The sequence below is a fragment of the Streptomyces sp. NPDC030893 genome, assembly GCF_055571535.1.
On sequence record NZ_JBVIFC010000006.1, the window covers coordinates 69,009 to 85,124 of the forward strand.

The following is a 16,116-nucleotide window of genomic DNA, read 5'->3' on the forward strand; positions in this document are numbered from 1 at the left end:
CCTACGCCAGCCCCCTCCGCGCCACCGCCGGCTCCCGCTCCCCGGCAATCGCGGACACCATGTCCAGCACCTGCCGGGTCTCGGCGACCTCGTGCACCCGATACACCTGCGCCCCCAACCACGCCGACACCGCCGTCGTGGCGAGCGTCCCCACCACCCGCTCCTTGACCGGCCGGTCCAACGTCTCCCCCACGAAGTCCTTGTTGGACAGCGACACCAGCACCGACCACCCCGTGGCCACCATCTCCCCCAGCCGCCGCGTCGCCTCCAGACTGTGCCGCGTGTTCTTCCCGAAGTCGTGCCCCGGATCGATCATCACCGACTCGCGCGGCACCCCCAGCGACACCGCCCGCTCCGCGAGCCCCACGGTCACGTCGAGGATGTCCGCCATGACGTCGTCGTACGTCACCCGGTGCGGCCGTGTCCGCGGCTGCGAGCCGCCCGCGTGGGTGCACACCAGCCCCGCCCCGTACCGCCCGGCGACCTCCGCGAGCCGGGGATCGACCCCGCCCCACGCGTCGTTCAGCACGTCGGCGCCCGCCTCGCACACCGCCTCGCCGACCTCGTGCCGCCAGGTGTCCACGCTGATCACGACGTCCGGGAAGCGCCGCCGCACCTCGGCGACGAAGCCGACCGTCCGCCGTACCTCCTCCTCGGCCGTGACCTCCTCGCCGGGGCCCGCCTTCACCCCGCCGATGTCGATGATCGCGGCGCCCTCGGCCACGGCCTGCTCCACGCGCGTGAGCGCCGGCTCGTCGCGGAACGTGGCGCCCTGGTCGTAGAAGGAGTCCGGGGTCCGGTTCACGATCGCCATGATCACCCGCTCGTGCGGTGCGAATTCCCGCCTGCCCAGCCTGAGCATCCCTCGTGACCTCTTCTCGTCCGTCCGTCCCTGGCCGCCTCCGTCCGCCCGGAGGCCCCGGGTGTCAGACTCGCATGGCACGATCGGAGCCACACATCCGACTCCGACTCATCCCACCGTGGGGGCCCCGGCGATGGTTATGTTCCTGTTCCTGGTCGTCGCGCTGGCCGTCGTGGTCGCCGCGGTGACCCTCGCCGTGGTGGGCGGCGGCGACAACGGCCCGCTGCCCGAGGCGGCCCCCGAGCGCCTGGTGGACCACCTTCCCCCGGACCGCCCGGTCAGCCGCGCGGACGTGGACGGCCTGCGCTTCCCGCTCACCGTCCGCGGCTACCGCATGGCCGACGTGGACGACGCCCTCGGCCGCCTCGGCGCCGAGATCGCCGAGCGCGACGCCCGGATCGCCGACCTGGAGTCCGCGCTGGCCGGCGCGCGCGCCGCCGCGGCCCACATGTCCCTGGACAAGCCCGCCCGGCACGGTGAGGACGAGCAGCCGTGACCGAGGGAACGACAGAGGCGGCGACCGAGGGAGCGGCCGAGGCGGCGACCGAGGGAACGGTCGAGGCGGCTGCCGCCCCCGTCGGCCCGGACGGCTTCCCCCGCTGCCCCTGGGCCCTGTCCACCCCGGACTACGTGGCCTACCACGACGAGGAATGGGGCCGCCCGGTCCACGGCGACGACGCCCTCTTCGAGCGGCTCAGCCTGGAGGCGTTCCAGTCCGGCCTGTCCTGGATCACCATCCTGCGGCGCCGCCCCGGCTTCCGTGCCGCCTTCGCCGACTTCGAGATCGCCGCGGTCGCGGAGTTCACCGACGCCGACCGCGAGCGCCTGCTGGCCGACACCGGGATCATCCGCAACCGCGCCAAGATCGACGCGACGCTCGCCAACGCGCGCGTGCTGGCCGAGTGGGCGCCCGGTGACCTGGACGCCCTGATCTGGTCCCACGCGCCCGACCCGGCCGGCCGCCCGGTGCCGAAGACCCTCGCCGACGTCCCCGCGGTGACCCCGGAGTCGACGGCCCTGTCGAAGGCCCTGAAGAAACAAGGCCTGCGCTTCGTGGGCCCGACCACGGCGTACGCCCTGATGCAGGCCTGCGGCCTGGTGAACGACCACTTGGAGACGTGCGGAGCGAGAAGCGCCCCTCGCGAGGCGCGGGGCCCTGCCGATCAGCGGCCTCCCACGGCGCGGTAGCCCCGAACTCACCGCCCCGAATTCACCGGCCCAGGTACTTCGGCTTCTCCTTGTTCACGAACGCCCGCACCGCGATCGCGTGGTCCTCCGAGGACCCCGCCCGGGTCTGCAGCTCGTCCTCCTTCTCCAGCGCCTCCTCCAGCGAGTGGCTCAGCCCGTACGCCACGGACTCCTTCAGCGCCGCGTACGCCACCGTCGGCCCCTCGGCCAGCGCGCGGGCCACCTTCTCCGCCTCCGCGCGGAGCTCCGCCGCCGGCACCAGACGGTTGGCGATGCCCAGCTCGTACGCCTCCTGCGCGGAGACGTTGCGCGGGAAGAGCAGCAGGTCGGTGGCGCGCCCGGCGCCGATCACGCGCGGCAGCGTCCAGGAGATCCCGGAGTCCGCGGTCAGCGCGACCCCCGCGAACGAGGTGTTGAACGCCGCCGTGTCCGCGACGATCCGGTAGTCGGCGGCCAGCGCGAAACCGAAACCGGCCCCCGCCGCGACCCCGTTCACCGCCGCGACCACCGGCTTCGCGGCGCCCGCGATCGCCTGCACGATCGGGTTGTAGTGCTCGCGCACCGTGCTCATGGTCTGCCCCGAACCGGTCTCCCGGTCCTCGATCAGCAGCCCGATGTGCTCCTTGAGGTCCTGCCCGACGCAGAACGCCCGGTCACCGGCGGCCGTCAGCAGCACGGCCCGTACGGCGTCGTCGTCCGCGGCGGACCTGACCGCGTCCCGGAGGGCGACCTTCGCGGCGACGTTCAGCGCGTTCATCGCCTCCGGGCGGTTCAGCGTGATCGTCGCGAGTCCGTCGCTCACCTCGTAGAGCACGGTGTCGGCCATGGTGGGTGTCCCTCCGTGTGCGGCTCGGGACGTACCGGTGAGTACGTCCCCGTCTGCAGGACAGCATGACGGAGATCACCGGCCGTGGCCCACGCCCTTCGTGTGACCTGCGTCAAACAATTCCGGTCCGTTTCCGGTCGCCGGAGCTGTGTGCGGCGGCGCAGTATCGCAGTCACATCGCCGAATTGAGTGGTTTTGCTCGCGCGCGTTGCCCAAGCGATGCCTTCTGATGTTGGTCATCGGGTCCTGCCATGCGGGATAATGGCCTGGAAGCAATGTGTTCGATGCCGGTGGCGTGTGTCCTGCTTCGAGGACCGCAGGTGCCCTTCAGTGGGCCGTCGGCTCAGACGTTTCAGCTGGGTTTCAGGAAGGGGAACGAGCATGGCGGCCATGAAGCCGCGGACGGGTGATGGCCCGCTCGAGGTGACCAAGGAGGGGCGGGGCATCGTCATGCGCGTTCCGCTCGAAGGCGGCGGTCGGCTCGTCGTCGAGCTGACCCCGGATGAGGCCGACGCGCTCGGCGACGCCCTCAAGAAGGTCGTCGGCTGACGCGCAAGCGACCATACCCTTTCAGCCGCCCCGGTGCCGCACGCGGTGCCGGGGCGGCTGTTTGCGTACGGTCGGAGGGGGGCGGCCGGGACCGGCCGGTCACCGCTTCACGGCGCAGAGGAGCCCGTCCCCCACGGGCAGCAGCGACGACACCAGCTCCTGGCTCTCGCGGACGGTCCGCACCAGCTCCCGCAGCCGCAGTACCTCCGAGGGCTGCGGACCCGAATCCACCGTGCGTCCGTTCGCGAAGACGCCTTCGAAGGCGACCAGGCCTCCCGGGCGCAGCAGGCGCAACGATTCAGCGAGATAGTCCTGGTACTCCTGCCGGTCGCCGTCGCAGAACACCAGGTCGTAGCCGGCGTCCGCGAGACGGGGCAGGACGTCCAGCGCGTGGCCCGGGATGAAACGGGCCCGGTTGCCGGCGAAACCGGCGTCGCGGAACGCCTGACGGGCGGACTGCTGGTGCTCCGGCTCCTGGTCGACCGTGGTCAGCACCCCGTCCGGCCGCATGCCGTGCAGCAGATGGATCCCGGAGACCCCGCAACCGGTGCCGATCTCCGCGACCGCCTTGGCGTCCACGCTGGCGGCGAGCAACCGCAGGGCCGCGCCCGTGCCGGGCGACACCGAGCGCAGGCCTGCGTCACGGGCCCGGTCCCGGGCCCAGTGCAGCGCCTCCTCCTCGGCGACATAGGCGTCGGCGAACGCCCAGCTCGTCTGCCGGTTGGCGGTAATGACCCTCTCCTGTCCCCGTGGTTGCCTGGGCGTGACTGTATCCGTTGGCGTCGGGAACCCGCAGATGGGACCGGTCGTTTAAAGGGATGAGCAAGTGGTGTGTGCCGTGACCGGGGGGTAGGTAGTGGACGAGGACGCCGAGCAAGTGCTGACGCAGTCGTACGAGCCGTGCCAGCCCAGATCAAATTCTCGTAAAACCGCTTATCCGGAGCTAACGGGCGAGGTGGCTATGGTAGGGGCTCCACTGGACACCACCAGAGCCGACAGGGGAGGTGCGGCTGCACCTGTGGATCGCGGAGGAGTGTTCCGGCGCTTCCTCGGATCGGCGGGCAGGCCGAAATCCGTGAACGACACCGCTGCTGACCACGACCGCGCCGGCGAGCCGGCCCAGACCGCCACCTTCTCCGGCGACGCGGACGGGCAGGCGTGGACTCCGCCCACGTGGGAGGAGATCGTCAGCATGCACAGTGGCCGGGTCTACCGGCTCGCCTACCGGCTCACGGGCAACCAGCACGACGCCGAGGACCTCACCCAGGAGGTCTTCGTCCGCGTCTTCCGCTCCCTGTCGACGTACACGCCGGGCACCTTCGAGGGCTGGCTGCACCGCATCACCACCAACCTCTTCCTGGACATGGTCCGCCGCAAGCAGCGCATCCGCTTCGACGCGCTCGGCGACGACGCGGCCGAGCGGCTGCCCAGCAAGGAGCCCACGCCGCAGCAGGTGTTCAACGACGCCCACTTCGACGCGGACGTCCAGCAGGCCCTCGACACCCTCGCCCCCGAGTTCCGCGCCGCCGTCGTCCTGTGCGACATCGAAGGACTGTCGTACGAGGAGATCGCGGCCACGCTGGGCGTGAAGCTCGGCACCGTCCGGTCCCGGATCCACCGCGGCCGTTCCCAGCTGCGCAAGGCCCTCGCGCACCGCTCGCCCAAGGCACGTGCGGAGCGCCGCTCCTTCGTGCCGCGTGTTCCCGCACTGGGAGGAGGGGGCGCGAGCGCGTGAGCGGTTCACTGCCGAAGTCTTCCGAGGGACACCTCGCAGAGCAGCACCTGGGAGACCGACTCTCCGCCCTGGTGGACGGAGAGCTCGGTCATGACGCGCGTGAGCGCGTACTGGCGCACGTCGCCACCTGCGCCAAGTGCAAGGCGGAGGTGGACGCGCAGCGCCGTCTGAAGAACGTCTTCGCGGCGGCCGCGCCACCGCCGCCCTCCGAGAGCTTCCTGGCCCGCCTCCAGGGGCTGCCCGGCGGAGGCGACCTGGGCGACGGCGGCTCACCGCTGGGCGGCGGAGGGCTCCCGGGCGGCACGTCCGGGCGGTTCGGCTCCTCCGGCGTCTTCGGGAGCAGGCGCGGCGAGCGCTTCGAGTTCGCGTACACGCCGGTCCGGCGGCACGAGCCGGCGCCTGCGGCGAGCGGCCGGGCGCTCGGCGTCCAGGACACCGGCCGTCACGAGACCGACCGGCCGTCCTCGCGCGGACTGCGGTTCGCCTTCGTCGCCGCCGGAGCGGTGTCGCTGGCCGCGATCGCCCTGGGCGGGGTCACCGCGAGCGGCCCCGTCGACACGGAGGCGCGCGGCTCGGGCAAGGGCAGCAACGTGACGCCGCTGCGGACCCAGGGCGCGGGAGCCCCGACGACGGCGCCCGATTCACGTCGCCGTGGCGTCGGGCCGCTGCTGGGCCAGCTGACGGGTCAGGGCGGACTGGGGGAGACCCCCGTCGCGCCGACCTTCGTCGCCGCACCGCTGCTGCCCGGCATCCCGGCGCCCACCGCGGGCGGTGCGACGGCGGTCTCCCCGCTGATAGGCCCGCCGGGAGGCACCCCGCCGCTCACCCTGGCCGCCTGGGCCGCGTCCGCGGGCCTCAGGGCACCCGGGCTCGTCACCGCCGGTACGCCGCCGGCTCCGACGCCCACCAGCACCTCCCGTACGGCCCGCTGACCGTTCACTGCGCAGGGGCGCGCGAACCTGGTTGAATTCCGGGTGGCGCGCCCAGGCCCCTGCGGCCGGGCGCCGAGTCTGTGTCCAGCTGTGGGGAGAGCATGAACAAGGGGAAGCCGGGCCCACCGGGGGATGAGCCGACCGTGCGTCCGGAGACACCCGACGGGGACTTCGAACTGCCCCGCCCGTCCCCGCCGTCGCCCACCGCGACCGAGCACGAGGGCGACTACGAACTCGAACGCCCTCAGCGCTCGGTCCCTGCCGGGGGGCCGGACGGGGACGTGACGCCGGTGTCCGGGGGTTCCGGTGACGAAGGCAGTGGGCCGGGGGCGACCGCCGAGGCAGGACCTCGTGCAGCCACCGCCCCCGCCGGGGCCGAGGCGCCCACGCCGATCACCGACCCACCCCCGACGGACCCCCCGGCCGAGCCGGCCGACGTGCCCGACGCGACCGACGCGACCGGTTCGCACGACACTGCGACGGCGACGGACGCCGGTACGGCCGACGGGCCCGGTTCGGTTGGCGCTGCAACGACGGCGGACGCCGGTATGGCGGAGGGGCCCGGTTCGGTTGGCGCTGCGACGGCGGCCGACGCCGATACGGCCGATGGGCCCGGTTCGTATGGCGCTGCAACGGCGACGGACGCCGACGGGCCCGGTTCGCACGGCGTCTCCGGTGCTTCGGCCTCCTCCGGCGTCGCGCCGGCCGGGGCCACCGGCGGGGACGGGGGCGAGTCCCGCCCCGTGACCGGCGGCTTCGCGCGCCCGGACGGCGGGGGAGCGACGCTGGCCGACGGACAGGTACGTCCCCTGCACGACCCCGACCCCTACAGCACCCCGCCGTACGGCGAGCCAGGCCCCTGGGCCCCCGCCCCACCCGTGCAACACCCCGGGGCCACGCCCACGCACGGTGTGGCGAGCGCGGCCCCGCCGGTGCAGCACGCGGGAGGTGCTCCGGCGCCCGGTATGGCGAGCCCGGCCCCGTTCGTACAGCACCCGGAAGGTACTCCCGCGCACGGTGTGACAGGCTCAACTCCGCCCGCGCAGCAGCCGGGTGGCGCTCCGGCGCCCGGTATGGCGAGCCCGGCCCCGCCCGCGCAGCACCCGGAAGGTACTCCCGCGCACGGTGTGACAGGCTCAACTCCGCCCGCGCAGCAGCCGAGTGGCGCGCCCGCGCACGGTGTGGCGAGCGCGGCCCCGCCTGTGCAGCGGCCGGGGGGTGCGCCCGCACCCGGTGTGGCAGGCTCCGCTCCGCCTGTGCAACCCCACGGCGGCGCGGCCCCGCTCGCGCAGACGCCGGCAGGCGCTCAGGTGCCGGGGATTCCCGGTCCGTCGCACCCCGACCCCGTGGAGAGTGCGCCCGCCGATCCCTGGGGGCGGTACGACCCCTGGGCGGCTGCCGCGGGGGCGCCGTTGCAGCAGGCCGAGCCCGTGTTCATGGACGACAAGCGGCGGCGCAGACGCGCCCGGCGGGTGATCATCGGCGGCGCGCTGCTGATCGCGCTCGTGTCCGGCGGCGCCGGCGGGATCGTCGGCGGGTACCTGGAGCGCAACGGCGGCATCGGGACCGTGGAACTCCCGCAGGCAGCCCGGGAGGACGTCCCGCGCGACCCCGGCAGCGTCGCCGGAATCGCCGCGCAGGCCCTGGCCGGCGTCGTCACCCTGCACGTCAGCGGCGCCGGAGCGGCCGGCACCGGCACCGGTTTCGTGCTCGACGAGCGCGGCCACATCCTCACCAACGACCACGTCGTCGAACCCGCCGGCGACGACGGCGACATCACCGTCACCTTCCACAGCGGCGACACCGCCGAGGCCACCGTCGTCGGCCGGGACAGCGGCTACGACCTCGCCGTGGTGAAGGTCAAGGGCGTGAGCGGGCTCGCCCCGCTGCCCCTCGGCAACTCCGACAACGTGCGCGTCGGCGACCCCGTCGTCGCCATCGGCGCCCCCTTCGACCTGGCCGGCACCGTCACCTCCGGCATCATCAGCGCCCGCGAGCGGCCGATCACCGCCGGCGGCGAGAAGGGCGACGGCAGCGACGTGTCGTACGTCGACGCGCTCCAGACCGACGCGCCGATCAACCCCGGCAACTCCGGCGGCCCCCTGCTGGACGCCGAGGGCCGGGTGATCGGCATCAACTCGGCCATCCGCTCCGCCGACGGCGCCGACGACCCGGACGGCGGCGGCCGGGCCGGCTCCATAGGGCTCGGCTTCGCCATCCCGGTCAACCAGGGCAAGCGCGTCGCCGAGGAGCTGATCAAGACCGGGAAGGCGACCCACCCGGTGATCGGCATCACCCTCGACATGGACTACGGCGGCGACGGCGCCCGCGTCGCCACCGAGGGCAGCGACGGCGGACCCCCGGTCAGCGTCTCGGGCCCCGGCGCGAAGGCGGGCATCGAGGCCGGCGACGTCATCACGGAGGTCGACGGCACCCGTGTCCACTCCGGCGAGGAGCTCATCGTCAAGACCCGCGCCCACCGCCCCGGCGACCGGCTGGAGCTCACCCTGGAACGGGACGGGAAGGAACGGAAGGTGTCCCTGGTGCTCGGTTCCTCCGGCGGGGACTGAGCCACGAGGGCGCCGGGACAGTACCGGTCATACGGGGTGGCCGGGTACCGTGGACCCGGCCCGGACCACGGAAAGAGCAACGAGCACAGGCCGGCACCGAGGGCCGAGGACCGAAGGCATCGCGAGGAGCTTCAGGTGTTCAATGACATAGGACCGCTCGAGCTGGTCACGCTCATCGTCCTCGCCGTGCTCGTCTTCGGTCCGGACAAGCTCCCCAAGGTCATCCAGGACGTGAGCCGCACGATCCGGAAGATCCGGGACTTCTCCGACAGTGCCAAGCAGGACATCCGGGAGGAGCTCGGACCGGATTTCAAGGACTTCGAGTTCGAGGACCTCAACCCCAAGACGTTCATCCGCAAGCAGCTGGACAACGACGACCTGGGCCTGAAGGAGATCCGCAACGGCTTCGACCTGAAGAAGGAGATGGCCGAGGTCACGGACGCCGTCCACGGCCGGGAGAGCGAACCCACCACGTCCCCCGCCGGCACCTCCGGCGGTCGCGTGGACATGACCAAGAAGCCGGAGCGCCCGGCGGCCACCGACGACCGCCCGCCCTTCGACATGGACGCCACCTGACCCGTGGGCCCGGGGCGTACGCCCGCGCGCACGTGACGCGTTTCATACTCCACACGGGCTGTGTACGGCCCGATCCGGACGCCCGGGCGCCCCACGCGCCGGGCGCTTTCCCGGCCCACGGCCGCGGGGTGGCTATGCTTCCCGGGTCGTTGTGCGGAACGGACGAGTACGCCCGAAGGGGGGCGGGCCGCCCGGTCCGACGAGAGCGAGGAGGCGTCCGGGCACATGGAGACGACGAGTTCGGCAGTCGCGCAGGCGCCGGCCGCGGAGGACGGACAACACGTCCCCTCCGCCCGGCGTACGGTCGACGGCTACCTGCGTGCGCCCTTCCCCTGGTACGGCCTCGACGAGGCGTTCACGGGCCCGCGCTGGCTGATGCAGGTCGGACTGGCGGCCGACGGCGCCGTCGAGCACGGATCGGTCGGGCACGGCGACGAGCCCTCGGTGCGCAGCGAGTTCATGGCCGGCGGTGACCAGGACGCCAAGGAGAAGTTCGCCGTCGTGGTGACCGTGGCCGCCAACCCGGTCCGCCGCAGTGCCGACGGCACCGGACTGCTGGAGGCCACCTCGGTCTCCTCCGCCGCCTGGCTCGCCGGTGTGGGACTGCTGTCCTTCACCTGGCCCGGCCAGATGGACCACTCCCTGCGCGACGACTGGCTGGAGCAGCAGACGGAGACCGCCTGGGCCCTCGCCGACGACCTGGAGGGCGAGGACTGGTCGACGCTGTCCCTGCCCGTCGACGGGGTGCCGACGTCGTTCCACTACCGGGAGTCGGAGTTCGGCTGGGTGCTCGCCGGTTCCACGCAGGCGGGCGTGCACGTGGGCGCGTACGGCAGAGGGATGAGCGCGTACGGTCTCGGCTTCGCCGTGGTCAAGGACATCGCCGCGTACGACGACTGAGCCGTACGCGGTGACCTGAGCGGATACGCCGAAGGGCGCCGTCCCCGCGGACGGCGCCCTTCGGCACGACAGCCCTCAGAACTTGTTGCGCGGCGTGATCCCCAGGGACATGCCCGACAGGCCCCGCTGCCGGCCGCCCAGCTTGCCGGCGATGGAGCGGAGCGCCGAGCCCGCCGGGGAGTCCGGGTCGGTCAGCACCACGGGCTTGCCCTCGTCGCCGCCCTCGCGCAGCCGGACGTCGATGGGGATGGCGCCGAGCACCGGAACGTTCGCACCGGTGGTGCGGGTCAGGCCGTCGGCGACCGCCTGGCCGCCGCCCGTGCCGAACACGTCGACCATCTCGCCGCAGTGCGGGCAGGGCAGGCCCGACATGTTCTCGACCACGCCGACGATCTTCTGGTGCGTCTGCACGGCGATGGACCCGGCGCGCTCGGCGACCTCGGCCGCCGCCTGCTGGGGCGTGGTGACGACGAGGATCTCCGCGTTCGGCACCAGCTGGGCCACGGAGATCGCGATGTCGCCCGTGCCGGGCGGCAGGTCGAGCAGCAGGACGTCCAGGTCGCCCCAGTAGACGTCCGCCAGGAACTGCTGGAGCGCGCGGTGCAGCATCGGGCCGCGCCACACCACCGGCGCGTTGCCCGGGGTGAACATGCCGATGGAGATGACCTTCACGCCGTGCGCCGACGGCGGCATGATCATGTTCTCGACCTGGGTGGGACGCCCGTCGGCGCCCAGCATGCGCGGCACCGAGTGGCCGTAGATGTCGGCGTCCACGACACCGACCTTCAGGCCGTCCGCCGCCATCGCCGCCGCCAGGTTCACCGTCACCGACGACTTGCCGACCCCGCCCTTGCCGGACGCGACCGCGTACACCCGGGTCAGGCTGCCCGGCTTGGCGAAGGGCACCTCGCGCTCGGCCTGGCCGCCGCGCAGGGCGTTCGCCAGCTCCTTGCGCTGCTCGTCGCTCATGACGTCCAGCGTCACGTCGACCCGGGTCACACCCTCGAGCGCGGAGACCGCGTCCGTCACGCGCTGCGTGATGGTGTCCCGCATGGGGCAGCCGGAAACCGTCAGATACACGGTGACCGCGACCGCACCGTCCGCACCGATCTCCACCGATTTGACCATCCCGAGTTCGGTGATGGGCCGGTTGATCTCGGGGTCGTTCACCGTCGCCAGTGCTTCGCGCACCGCGTCTTCCGTAGCCATACCGACGATGGTACGGCGCCGGGTACACCGGCGGGTAAGGACGTCAGCGGTCGTCTGCGTCACGTCCCGGCGGGTGTTCCGCCCGCATCGCCGGAAACGTCCCGTGGTGCTCCTTGTGGCCGTTCTGCCGTGCCTCCATCTCCTTGACCATGTCCTGGAGCTCGGAGCGGATCCAGTCCCGGGTGGCCACCTCGCCGAGCCCGATCCGCAGCGCGGCGATCTCCCGGGTCAGGTACTCGGTGTCCGCGATCGACCGCTCGTTCTGCTTGCGGTCCTGCTCCAGATTGACCCGGTCGCGGTCGTCCTGCCTGTTCTGCGCGAGCAGGATCAGCGGAGCCGCGTAGGAGGCCTGCAACGACAGCGCCAGGGTCAGGAAGATGAACGGGTACTCGTCGAAGCGCAGCTCCTCCGGCGCGGCCACGTTCCACAGCACCCACAGGATGATGACGAACGTCATCCAGACGATGAACCGCCCGGTGCCCAGGAACCGCGCCACGCTCTCCGAGAGCCGCCCGAAGGCCTCCGGGTCCCACTCGGGCAGGATCCGCCGCCTGGGGGGCCGCGGCTGGTCCAGCCGGGGCGTGCGCGGCCGTCCGGCCGCCGTGGCGCCCGCCGGCAGCCGCTCGCGTACGCCGTCGCGCTCAGCCGCCATCGGGCACCACCTCCTCGTCGAGGTGGAACTCGGTCTCCCGCCAGTCGTCGGGCAGCATGTGGTCCAGGACGTCGTCCACCGTCACCGCGCCCAGCAGCGACCCGGACTCGTCGACCACGGGCGCCGCCACCATGTCGTACGTGGCGAAGAACCCGGCGACCACGGGCAGCGCCGCGTCCGGGTCCAGCGGCTGGAGGTCGTCGTCCAGCATCGAGCCGACCAGCGTGTACGGCGGGTCGCGCAGCAGCCGCTGGAAGTGCACCGTGCCCAGGTACTTGCCGGTGGGCGTCTCCTCGGGCGGGCGGCAGACGTAGACCTGCGCGGCGTGCGCGGGGGACAGGTCGGGCTCCCGGATGCGGGCGAGGGCGTCGGCGACGGTCGCGTCGGGCCGCAGCACGATCGGCTCGGTCGTCATCAGCCCGCCGGCCGTGTGCTCCTCGTACGACATCAGCCGCCGCATGTCGGCCGCGTCGGCGGGCTTCATCAGGCTCAGCAGGCGCTCCTTGTCCGCCTCGGGCAGCTCACCGAGCAGGTCGGCCGCGTCGTCGGGGTCCATGGCCTCCAGGACGTCCGCGGCGCGCTCCTCCTTCAGTTTGCCGAGGATCTCGATCTGGTCGTCCTCGGGCAGCTCCTCCAGCACGTCCGCGAGCCGGTCGTCGTCGAGGGCCGCGGCCACCTCCGCCCGCCGTTTGGGGGAGAGGTGGTGCAGGACGTTGGCGAGGTCGGCGGGGCGCAGCTGCTCGAAGGTGGCGAGCAGGTTCTCGGCGCCCTGCGCGTCCTCCTCCAGGGAGAAGCCGGTGACCGCGGACCACTCGACGGTCAGCGCCTCGCCCTTGCCGCGCCGGAACGCGCCGCCCTTCCTCCCCTTGCGCACGAAGACCCGGTCGATCTCCCACTCGCGCCGGGCCTGGAGCTGATGCACCGACAGGTCCAGGACGGTGACCTCCTCACCGCTCTCCACGAGCGTCACCCGCCGGTCGAGGAGTTCGCCGAAGACCAGCCGCTCGGTGGGCCGCTGCTCGAAGCGCCGCACGTTGAGCACCCCGGTCGTGATGACCTGGCCGGACTGCACGGCGGTCACCCGGGTCATGGGCAGGAAGATGCGGCGGCGGGTGGAGAGTTCGACCACCAGGCCGAGCAGTCTCGGCGGCCGCCGTCCGGGACGCAGGATGACGACCAGATCGCGCACGCGCCCCACCTGGTCGCCGGCCGGGTCGAAGACGGCGACACCGGAGACATGGGAGACGAAGAACCGGGGGGCACCCGCTGCCATGGCGGCGGCTCCTTTGCGTGCGGGGTGTTTCGTTGCCGTGTACTGCCTGCTGCGTTCGTTGTCCGGATGGCCCGCTCGGGTGGGCTTCAGGCTAGCCCGTCCCGATCGGCCGTGCGCTCGCGGCCGGTCCGGACGGACTGCCTCCGCCCGGCCGCGTGCGCCCCGGTACTCTGCGGTACGCCGTTCAGGTCCCCCGTAAGAGAGGCAGCCCACCTGTGATTCCGATCTCCCAGGGCCGATCCCGCAGGGCCATGCTGGCCGGCGCCGTGTGCGCACTGCTCGTGACGGGGACGGCGCTCACGGGATGCTCCGAGGATCCGAACGAGGGCACCAACGGTGTCGGCCGACTGCCCGCCGACCAGATCCAGAGCAGAGCGCAGAAGGCCGCGGGGTCGGTCGACACGGTGCGGCTGCACGGGACCGTGGTCACCAGCGGACGGACGTACACGCTCGACATGCGGCTGAAGGAGAAGGGCGGCGTCGGCTCGGTCACCACCAAGGGGGAGACGTTTCGCCTCCTGCGGATCGACGACGAGCTGTACCTGAAGGCCGACGCCGGGTTCTGGGGCCAGGGGGCCGCGGAGGGCGAGGGAGGGGGCGAGGACCGCAAGGCGGACGCGGCGGCGGCCGACAAGCTCGCCTCCAAGTACGTGAAGGTCCCGCAGGGCGACCCCTCGTACCAGAAGTTCATCGGCTTCACCGACAAGAGTGTGCTGCTCAGCGGGCTGCTGACCCTGCACGGCAAGCTGGCCACCGACGGCCACCACGAGCAGTCGGGCGTACGCACCATCCGCGTCACCGGCGACGAGGGCTCCGGCGGCACCCTGGACGTCTCACTCGAGGGCAAGCCGTACCCCGTGCGCCTGGTGCGGGCCGGGAAGGCGGGCACCCTCACCTTCTCGGCGTGGGGCACCGACTTCCCGCTGGAGAAGCCGGCCAAGGACGACACCCTGGACTACGGCAAGCAGCTCCCGACGTCGTAGCTAGCGCCTCTTCTTCTTCAGCAGCAGCCGGGGCAGCCCGGCCGGGACCGGCCGGCGGGTCGTCACGGGGGTCGGCAGCGGGGGCTCGGCCAGGGAACCGTCGGGGAGGGGCGCCGTCGCCCCCGTCGGCTCCAGGCGCAGCACCCGGCACTCGCGGGCCCAGCGCTCCGGCATCGTCTCGGCGTCCGGCGCGTTGAGCCGCTTGCCCTTGAGTTCGGCGACCGCCGCCGTCCACGCCTCGGAGTCCGGCGCGAGCTCCACGACCGTCGCGGCCCACGACACCAGCCGGCCGCCCTTGTCCTTGCTGCGCACCGTCACCTCGGCGGGTCCGCCGTCGGCCAGTCCCGGCAGCGGCTGCTCCCCGGGCCCGTCACCGACGACGCACGCGGCACCCTCGTGCCACACGTGCCACAGCGCGCGGGCCGCGGAACCCGGCCCCCCGACCCACACGAGGCCGGACTTCTTCGTGGCCTCCTCGATGAGGGCCCGGTCGAGCAGCGCACTTGTCATGGGCCCAGCCTAGGACGTGTCGCGTCCCGGCCGGGTGTCCTCACAGCCAGCCGTTGCGCTTCAGCGTGCGGTGGATGCCCAGACAGATGGCCACGGTGACGCTGAGGATCACCGGATAGCCGTACTTCCAGTGGGTCTCCGGCATGTAGTCGAAGTTCATGCCGTACACCCCGCACACCATCGTCGGTACGGCGATGATCGCGGCCCACGAGGTGATCTTCCGCATGTCCTCGTTCTGCGCCACGGAGGCCTGGGCCAGGTTGGCCTGGAGGATGGAGTTCAGCAGTTCGTCGAAGCCGACGACCTGCTCCTGCACCCGGGCCACATGGTCGGCGACGTCCCGGAAGTACTTCTGGATCTCCGGGTCGATCAGCCGCATCGGACGCTCGCTCAGCAGCTGCATCGGCCGCAGCAGCGGCGCCACCGCCCGCTTGAACTCCAGTACCTCGCGCTTGAGTTGGTAGATCTCACCGGCGTCCGTACCGCGCGGGGTGCCCTTGCGGCCCGGCGAGAACACCTTCGTCTCGACCTCGTCGATGTCGTCCTGCATCGCGTCGGCGACCGCGATGTAGCCGTCCACCACGTGGTCGGCGATGGCGTGCAGCACGGCTGAGGGGCCCTTGGCCAGCAGCTCGGGGTCGTCCTCCAGGCGGTGCCGCAGGGCCCGCAGGGAGCCCTGGCCGCCGTGCCGCACGGTGATGAAGAAGTCCCGGCCGGTGAAGCACATCACCTCGCCGGTCTCCACGACCTCGCTGCTGGCGGAGAGCCGCTCGTGGTCGAGGTAGTGGACGGTCTTGAAGACCGTGAACAGCGAGTCGTCGTAGCGCTCCAGCTTGGGCCGCTGATGGGCCTGGACGGCGTCCTCCACGGCCAGCGGGTGCAGCCCGAACTCCTGGGCGATGCCCGCGAATTCGGCCTCGTTCGGCTCGTGCATGCCGATCCACACGAAGCCCCCGTCGCGGCGCACCAGACGCATCGCCTCCTGGGGGGTGAGCTGGCCGCCCCCGGTCTCCAGACGGCGGCCGTCGCGGTAGACGGCGCAGTCGACGACGGCACTGGCCGTCGCGGGGTCACGGGTGGGGTCGTACGGGCCGCTCTCCTTGCGCAGCGAGATGCGGGAGGAGGGACGGACCACGGCGCGCAGGTCGCGGATCATCGACATGGCGGGCTCCTTCGCGGGCAGGCGACGAAAGGCGCCGGAGCGACGGGTGGAACAACCCGGAATGAGGACGTCCTGGACTGCGCGTGTTTGGCACGTCCACAAAGCGGGGAGCACCGCACCGTCGCGGTGGCGAGCTTCGTCGCTGATACAGCTACTGGGGCAGATCAGGCAGAACGAAACGAAGTGCTC

Annotated in this window: 17 protein-coding genes; 9 read left to right on the forward strand and 8 right to left on the reverse strand. The window is 72.4% G+C overall.

Annotated elements, in window-relative coordinates; translation table 11 throughout:
- Position 1 precedes the first annotated feature (1 nt).
- Positions 2-862: a dihydropteroate synthase gene (gene folP / locus ACZ434_RS14410; protein ID WP_468455441.1), complete on the reverse strand. Its 861-nt coding sequence runs from the start codon at positions 860-862 to the stop codon at positions 2-4.
- A gap of 133 nt (positions 863-995) precedes the next feature.
- On the opposite strand from folP, the gene ACZ434_RS14415 reads away from it, so the two are divergent.
- Together ACZ434_RS14415 and ACZ434_RS14420 are read left to right on the forward strand one after the other, a co-directional pair.
- Entirely contained in the window at positions 996-1,358 is a 363-nt protein-coding gene (locus ACZ434_RS14415; protein WP_468455443.1) for a DivIVA domain-containing protein, read from the forward strand.
- Positions 1,355-2,050, forward strand: coding sequence for a DNA-3-methyladenine glycosylase I (locus ACZ434_RS14420; protein ID WP_468455445.1), 696 nt, complete (start codon positions 1,355-1,357; stop codon positions 2,048-2,050). The genes ACZ434_RS14415 and ACZ434_RS14420 overlap by 4 nt, the downstream gene beginning before the upstream one ends.
- 22 nt (positions 2,051-2,072) lie before the next feature.
- On the opposite strand, the gene chcB is transcribed toward ACZ434_RS14420, so the two are convergent.
- On the reverse strand, positions 2,073-2,876 hold the full coding sequence (gene chcB, locus ACZ434_RS14425; RefSeq protein ID WP_468455447.1) for a 2-cyclohexenylcarbonyl CoA isomerase: 804 nt from the start codon (positions 2,874-2,876) through the stop codon (positions 2,073-2,075).
- Between the two features lie 381 nt (positions 2,877-3,257).
- Between chcB and ACZ434_RS14430 the strand changes: the two genes are divergently transcribed.
- Positions 3,258-3,425, forward strand: a complete 168-nt coding sequence (locus tag ACZ434_RS14430) for a DUF3117 domain-containing protein (RefSeq protein WP_003966491.1) — start codon at positions 3,258-3,260, stop codon at positions 3,423-3,425.
- Between the two features lie 99 nt (positions 3,426-3,524).
- Here the strand turns inward: ACZ434_RS14430 and ACZ434_RS14435 are convergent, their stop codons facing one another.
- Positions 3,525-4,223, reverse strand: a complete 699-nt coding sequence (locus ACZ434_RS14435) for an O-methyltransferase (RefSeq protein WP_468455886.1) — start codon at positions 4,221-4,223, stop codon at positions 3,525-3,527.
- 277 nt (positions 4,224-4,500) lie between these two features.
- Here ACZ434_RS14435 and sigE point away from each other — a divergent pair, with 277 nt between their 5' ends.
- The 5 genes from sigE to ACZ434_RS14460 all read left to right on the forward strand — a co-directional run bounded on the left by sigE (position 4,501) and on the right by ACZ434_RS14460 (position 10,138).
- The gene (sigE, locus tag ACZ434_RS14440) at positions 4,501-5,160 is read left to right on the forward strand and encodes an RNA polymerase sigma factor SigE (protein ID WP_468455449.1); all 660 of its coding nucleotides are present in this window, start codon (positions 4,501-4,503) and stop codon (positions 5,158-5,160) included.
- Positions 5,157-6,092 carry an anti-sigma factor family protein gene (locus ACZ434_RS14445; protein WP_468455451.1) on the forward strand — a complete coding sequence of 312 codons (936 nt, stop codon included), beginning with the start codon at positions 5,157-5,159 and terminating at the stop codon, positions 6,090-6,092. Before sigE ends, ACZ434_RS14445 begins: the two co-directional genes overlap by 4 nt.
- Positions 6,093-6,640: 548 nt before the next feature.
- A complete protein-coding gene (locus ACZ434_RS14450) occupies positions 6,641-8,662 on the forward strand; it encodes a S1C family serine protease (RefSeq protein ID WP_468455888.1) in 2,022 nt (673 codons plus the stop codon).
- 135 nt (positions 8,663-8,797) lie between these two features.
- Complete coding sequence (locus ACZ434_RS14455) at positions 8,798-9,238, forward strand: sec-independent translocase (protein ID WP_468455453.1); 441 nt, start codon at positions 8,798-8,800, stop codon at positions 9,236-9,238.
- A gap of 225 nt (positions 9,239-9,463) precedes the next feature.
- Complete coding sequence (locus ACZ434_RS14460) at positions 9,464-10,138, forward strand: hypothetical protein (protein ID WP_468455455.1); 675 nt, start codon at positions 9,464-9,466, stop codon at positions 10,136-10,138.
- A gap of 75 nt (positions 10,139-10,213) precedes the next feature.
- Here the strand turns inward: ACZ434_RS14460 and ACZ434_RS14465 are convergent, their stop codons facing one another.
- From ACZ434_RS14465 to ACZ434_RS14475, 3 genes are read right to left on the reverse strand one after another with little or no spacing between them, the layout of a single operon-like run.
- A complete protein-coding gene (locus ACZ434_RS14465) occupies positions 10,214-11,347 on the reverse strand; it encodes an Mrp/NBP35 family ATP-binding protein (protein WP_468455457.1) in 1,134 nt (377 codons plus the stop codon).
- A gap of 43 nt (positions 11,348-11,390) precedes the next feature.
- Positions 11,391-11,999: a DUF1003 domain-containing protein gene (locus ACZ434_RS14470; protein WP_468455459.1), complete on the reverse strand. Its 609-nt coding sequence runs from the start codon at positions 11,997-11,999 to the stop codon at positions 11,391-11,393.
- Positions 11,989-13,272 carry a magnesium transporter MgtE N-terminal domain-containing protein gene (locus ACZ434_RS14475; protein WP_468455461.1) on the reverse strand — a complete coding sequence of 428 codons (1,284 nt, stop codon included), beginning with the start codon at positions 13,270-13,272 and terminating at the stop codon, positions 11,989-11,991. The genes ACZ434_RS14470 and ACZ434_RS14475 overlap by 11 nt, the downstream gene beginning before the upstream one ends.
- Positions 13,273-13,487: 215 nt before the next feature.
- On the opposite strand from ACZ434_RS14475, the gene ACZ434_RS14480 reads away from it, so the two are divergent.
- Complete coding sequence (locus tag ACZ434_RS14480; protein WP_468455463.1) at positions 13,488-14,255, forward strand: hypothetical protein; 768 nt, start codon at positions 13,488-13,490, stop codon at positions 14,253-14,255.
- Here the strand turns inward: ACZ434_RS14480 and ACZ434_RS14485 are convergent, their stop codons facing one another.
- Positions 14,256-14,765 carry a hypothetical protein gene (locus ACZ434_RS14485; RefSeq protein WP_468455465.1) on the reverse strand — a complete coding sequence of 170 codons (510 nt, stop codon included), beginning with the start codon at positions 14,763-14,765 and terminating at the stop codon, positions 14,256-14,258.
- Positions 14,766-14,805: 40 nt separating this feature from the next.
- Positions 14,806-15,927, reverse strand: coding sequence for a magnesium and cobalt transport protein CorA (locus ACZ434_RS14490; RefSeq protein ID WP_468455467.1), 1,122 nt, complete (start codon positions 15,925-15,927; stop codon positions 14,806-14,808).
- Positions 15,928-16,116: the final 189 nt, after the last annotated feature.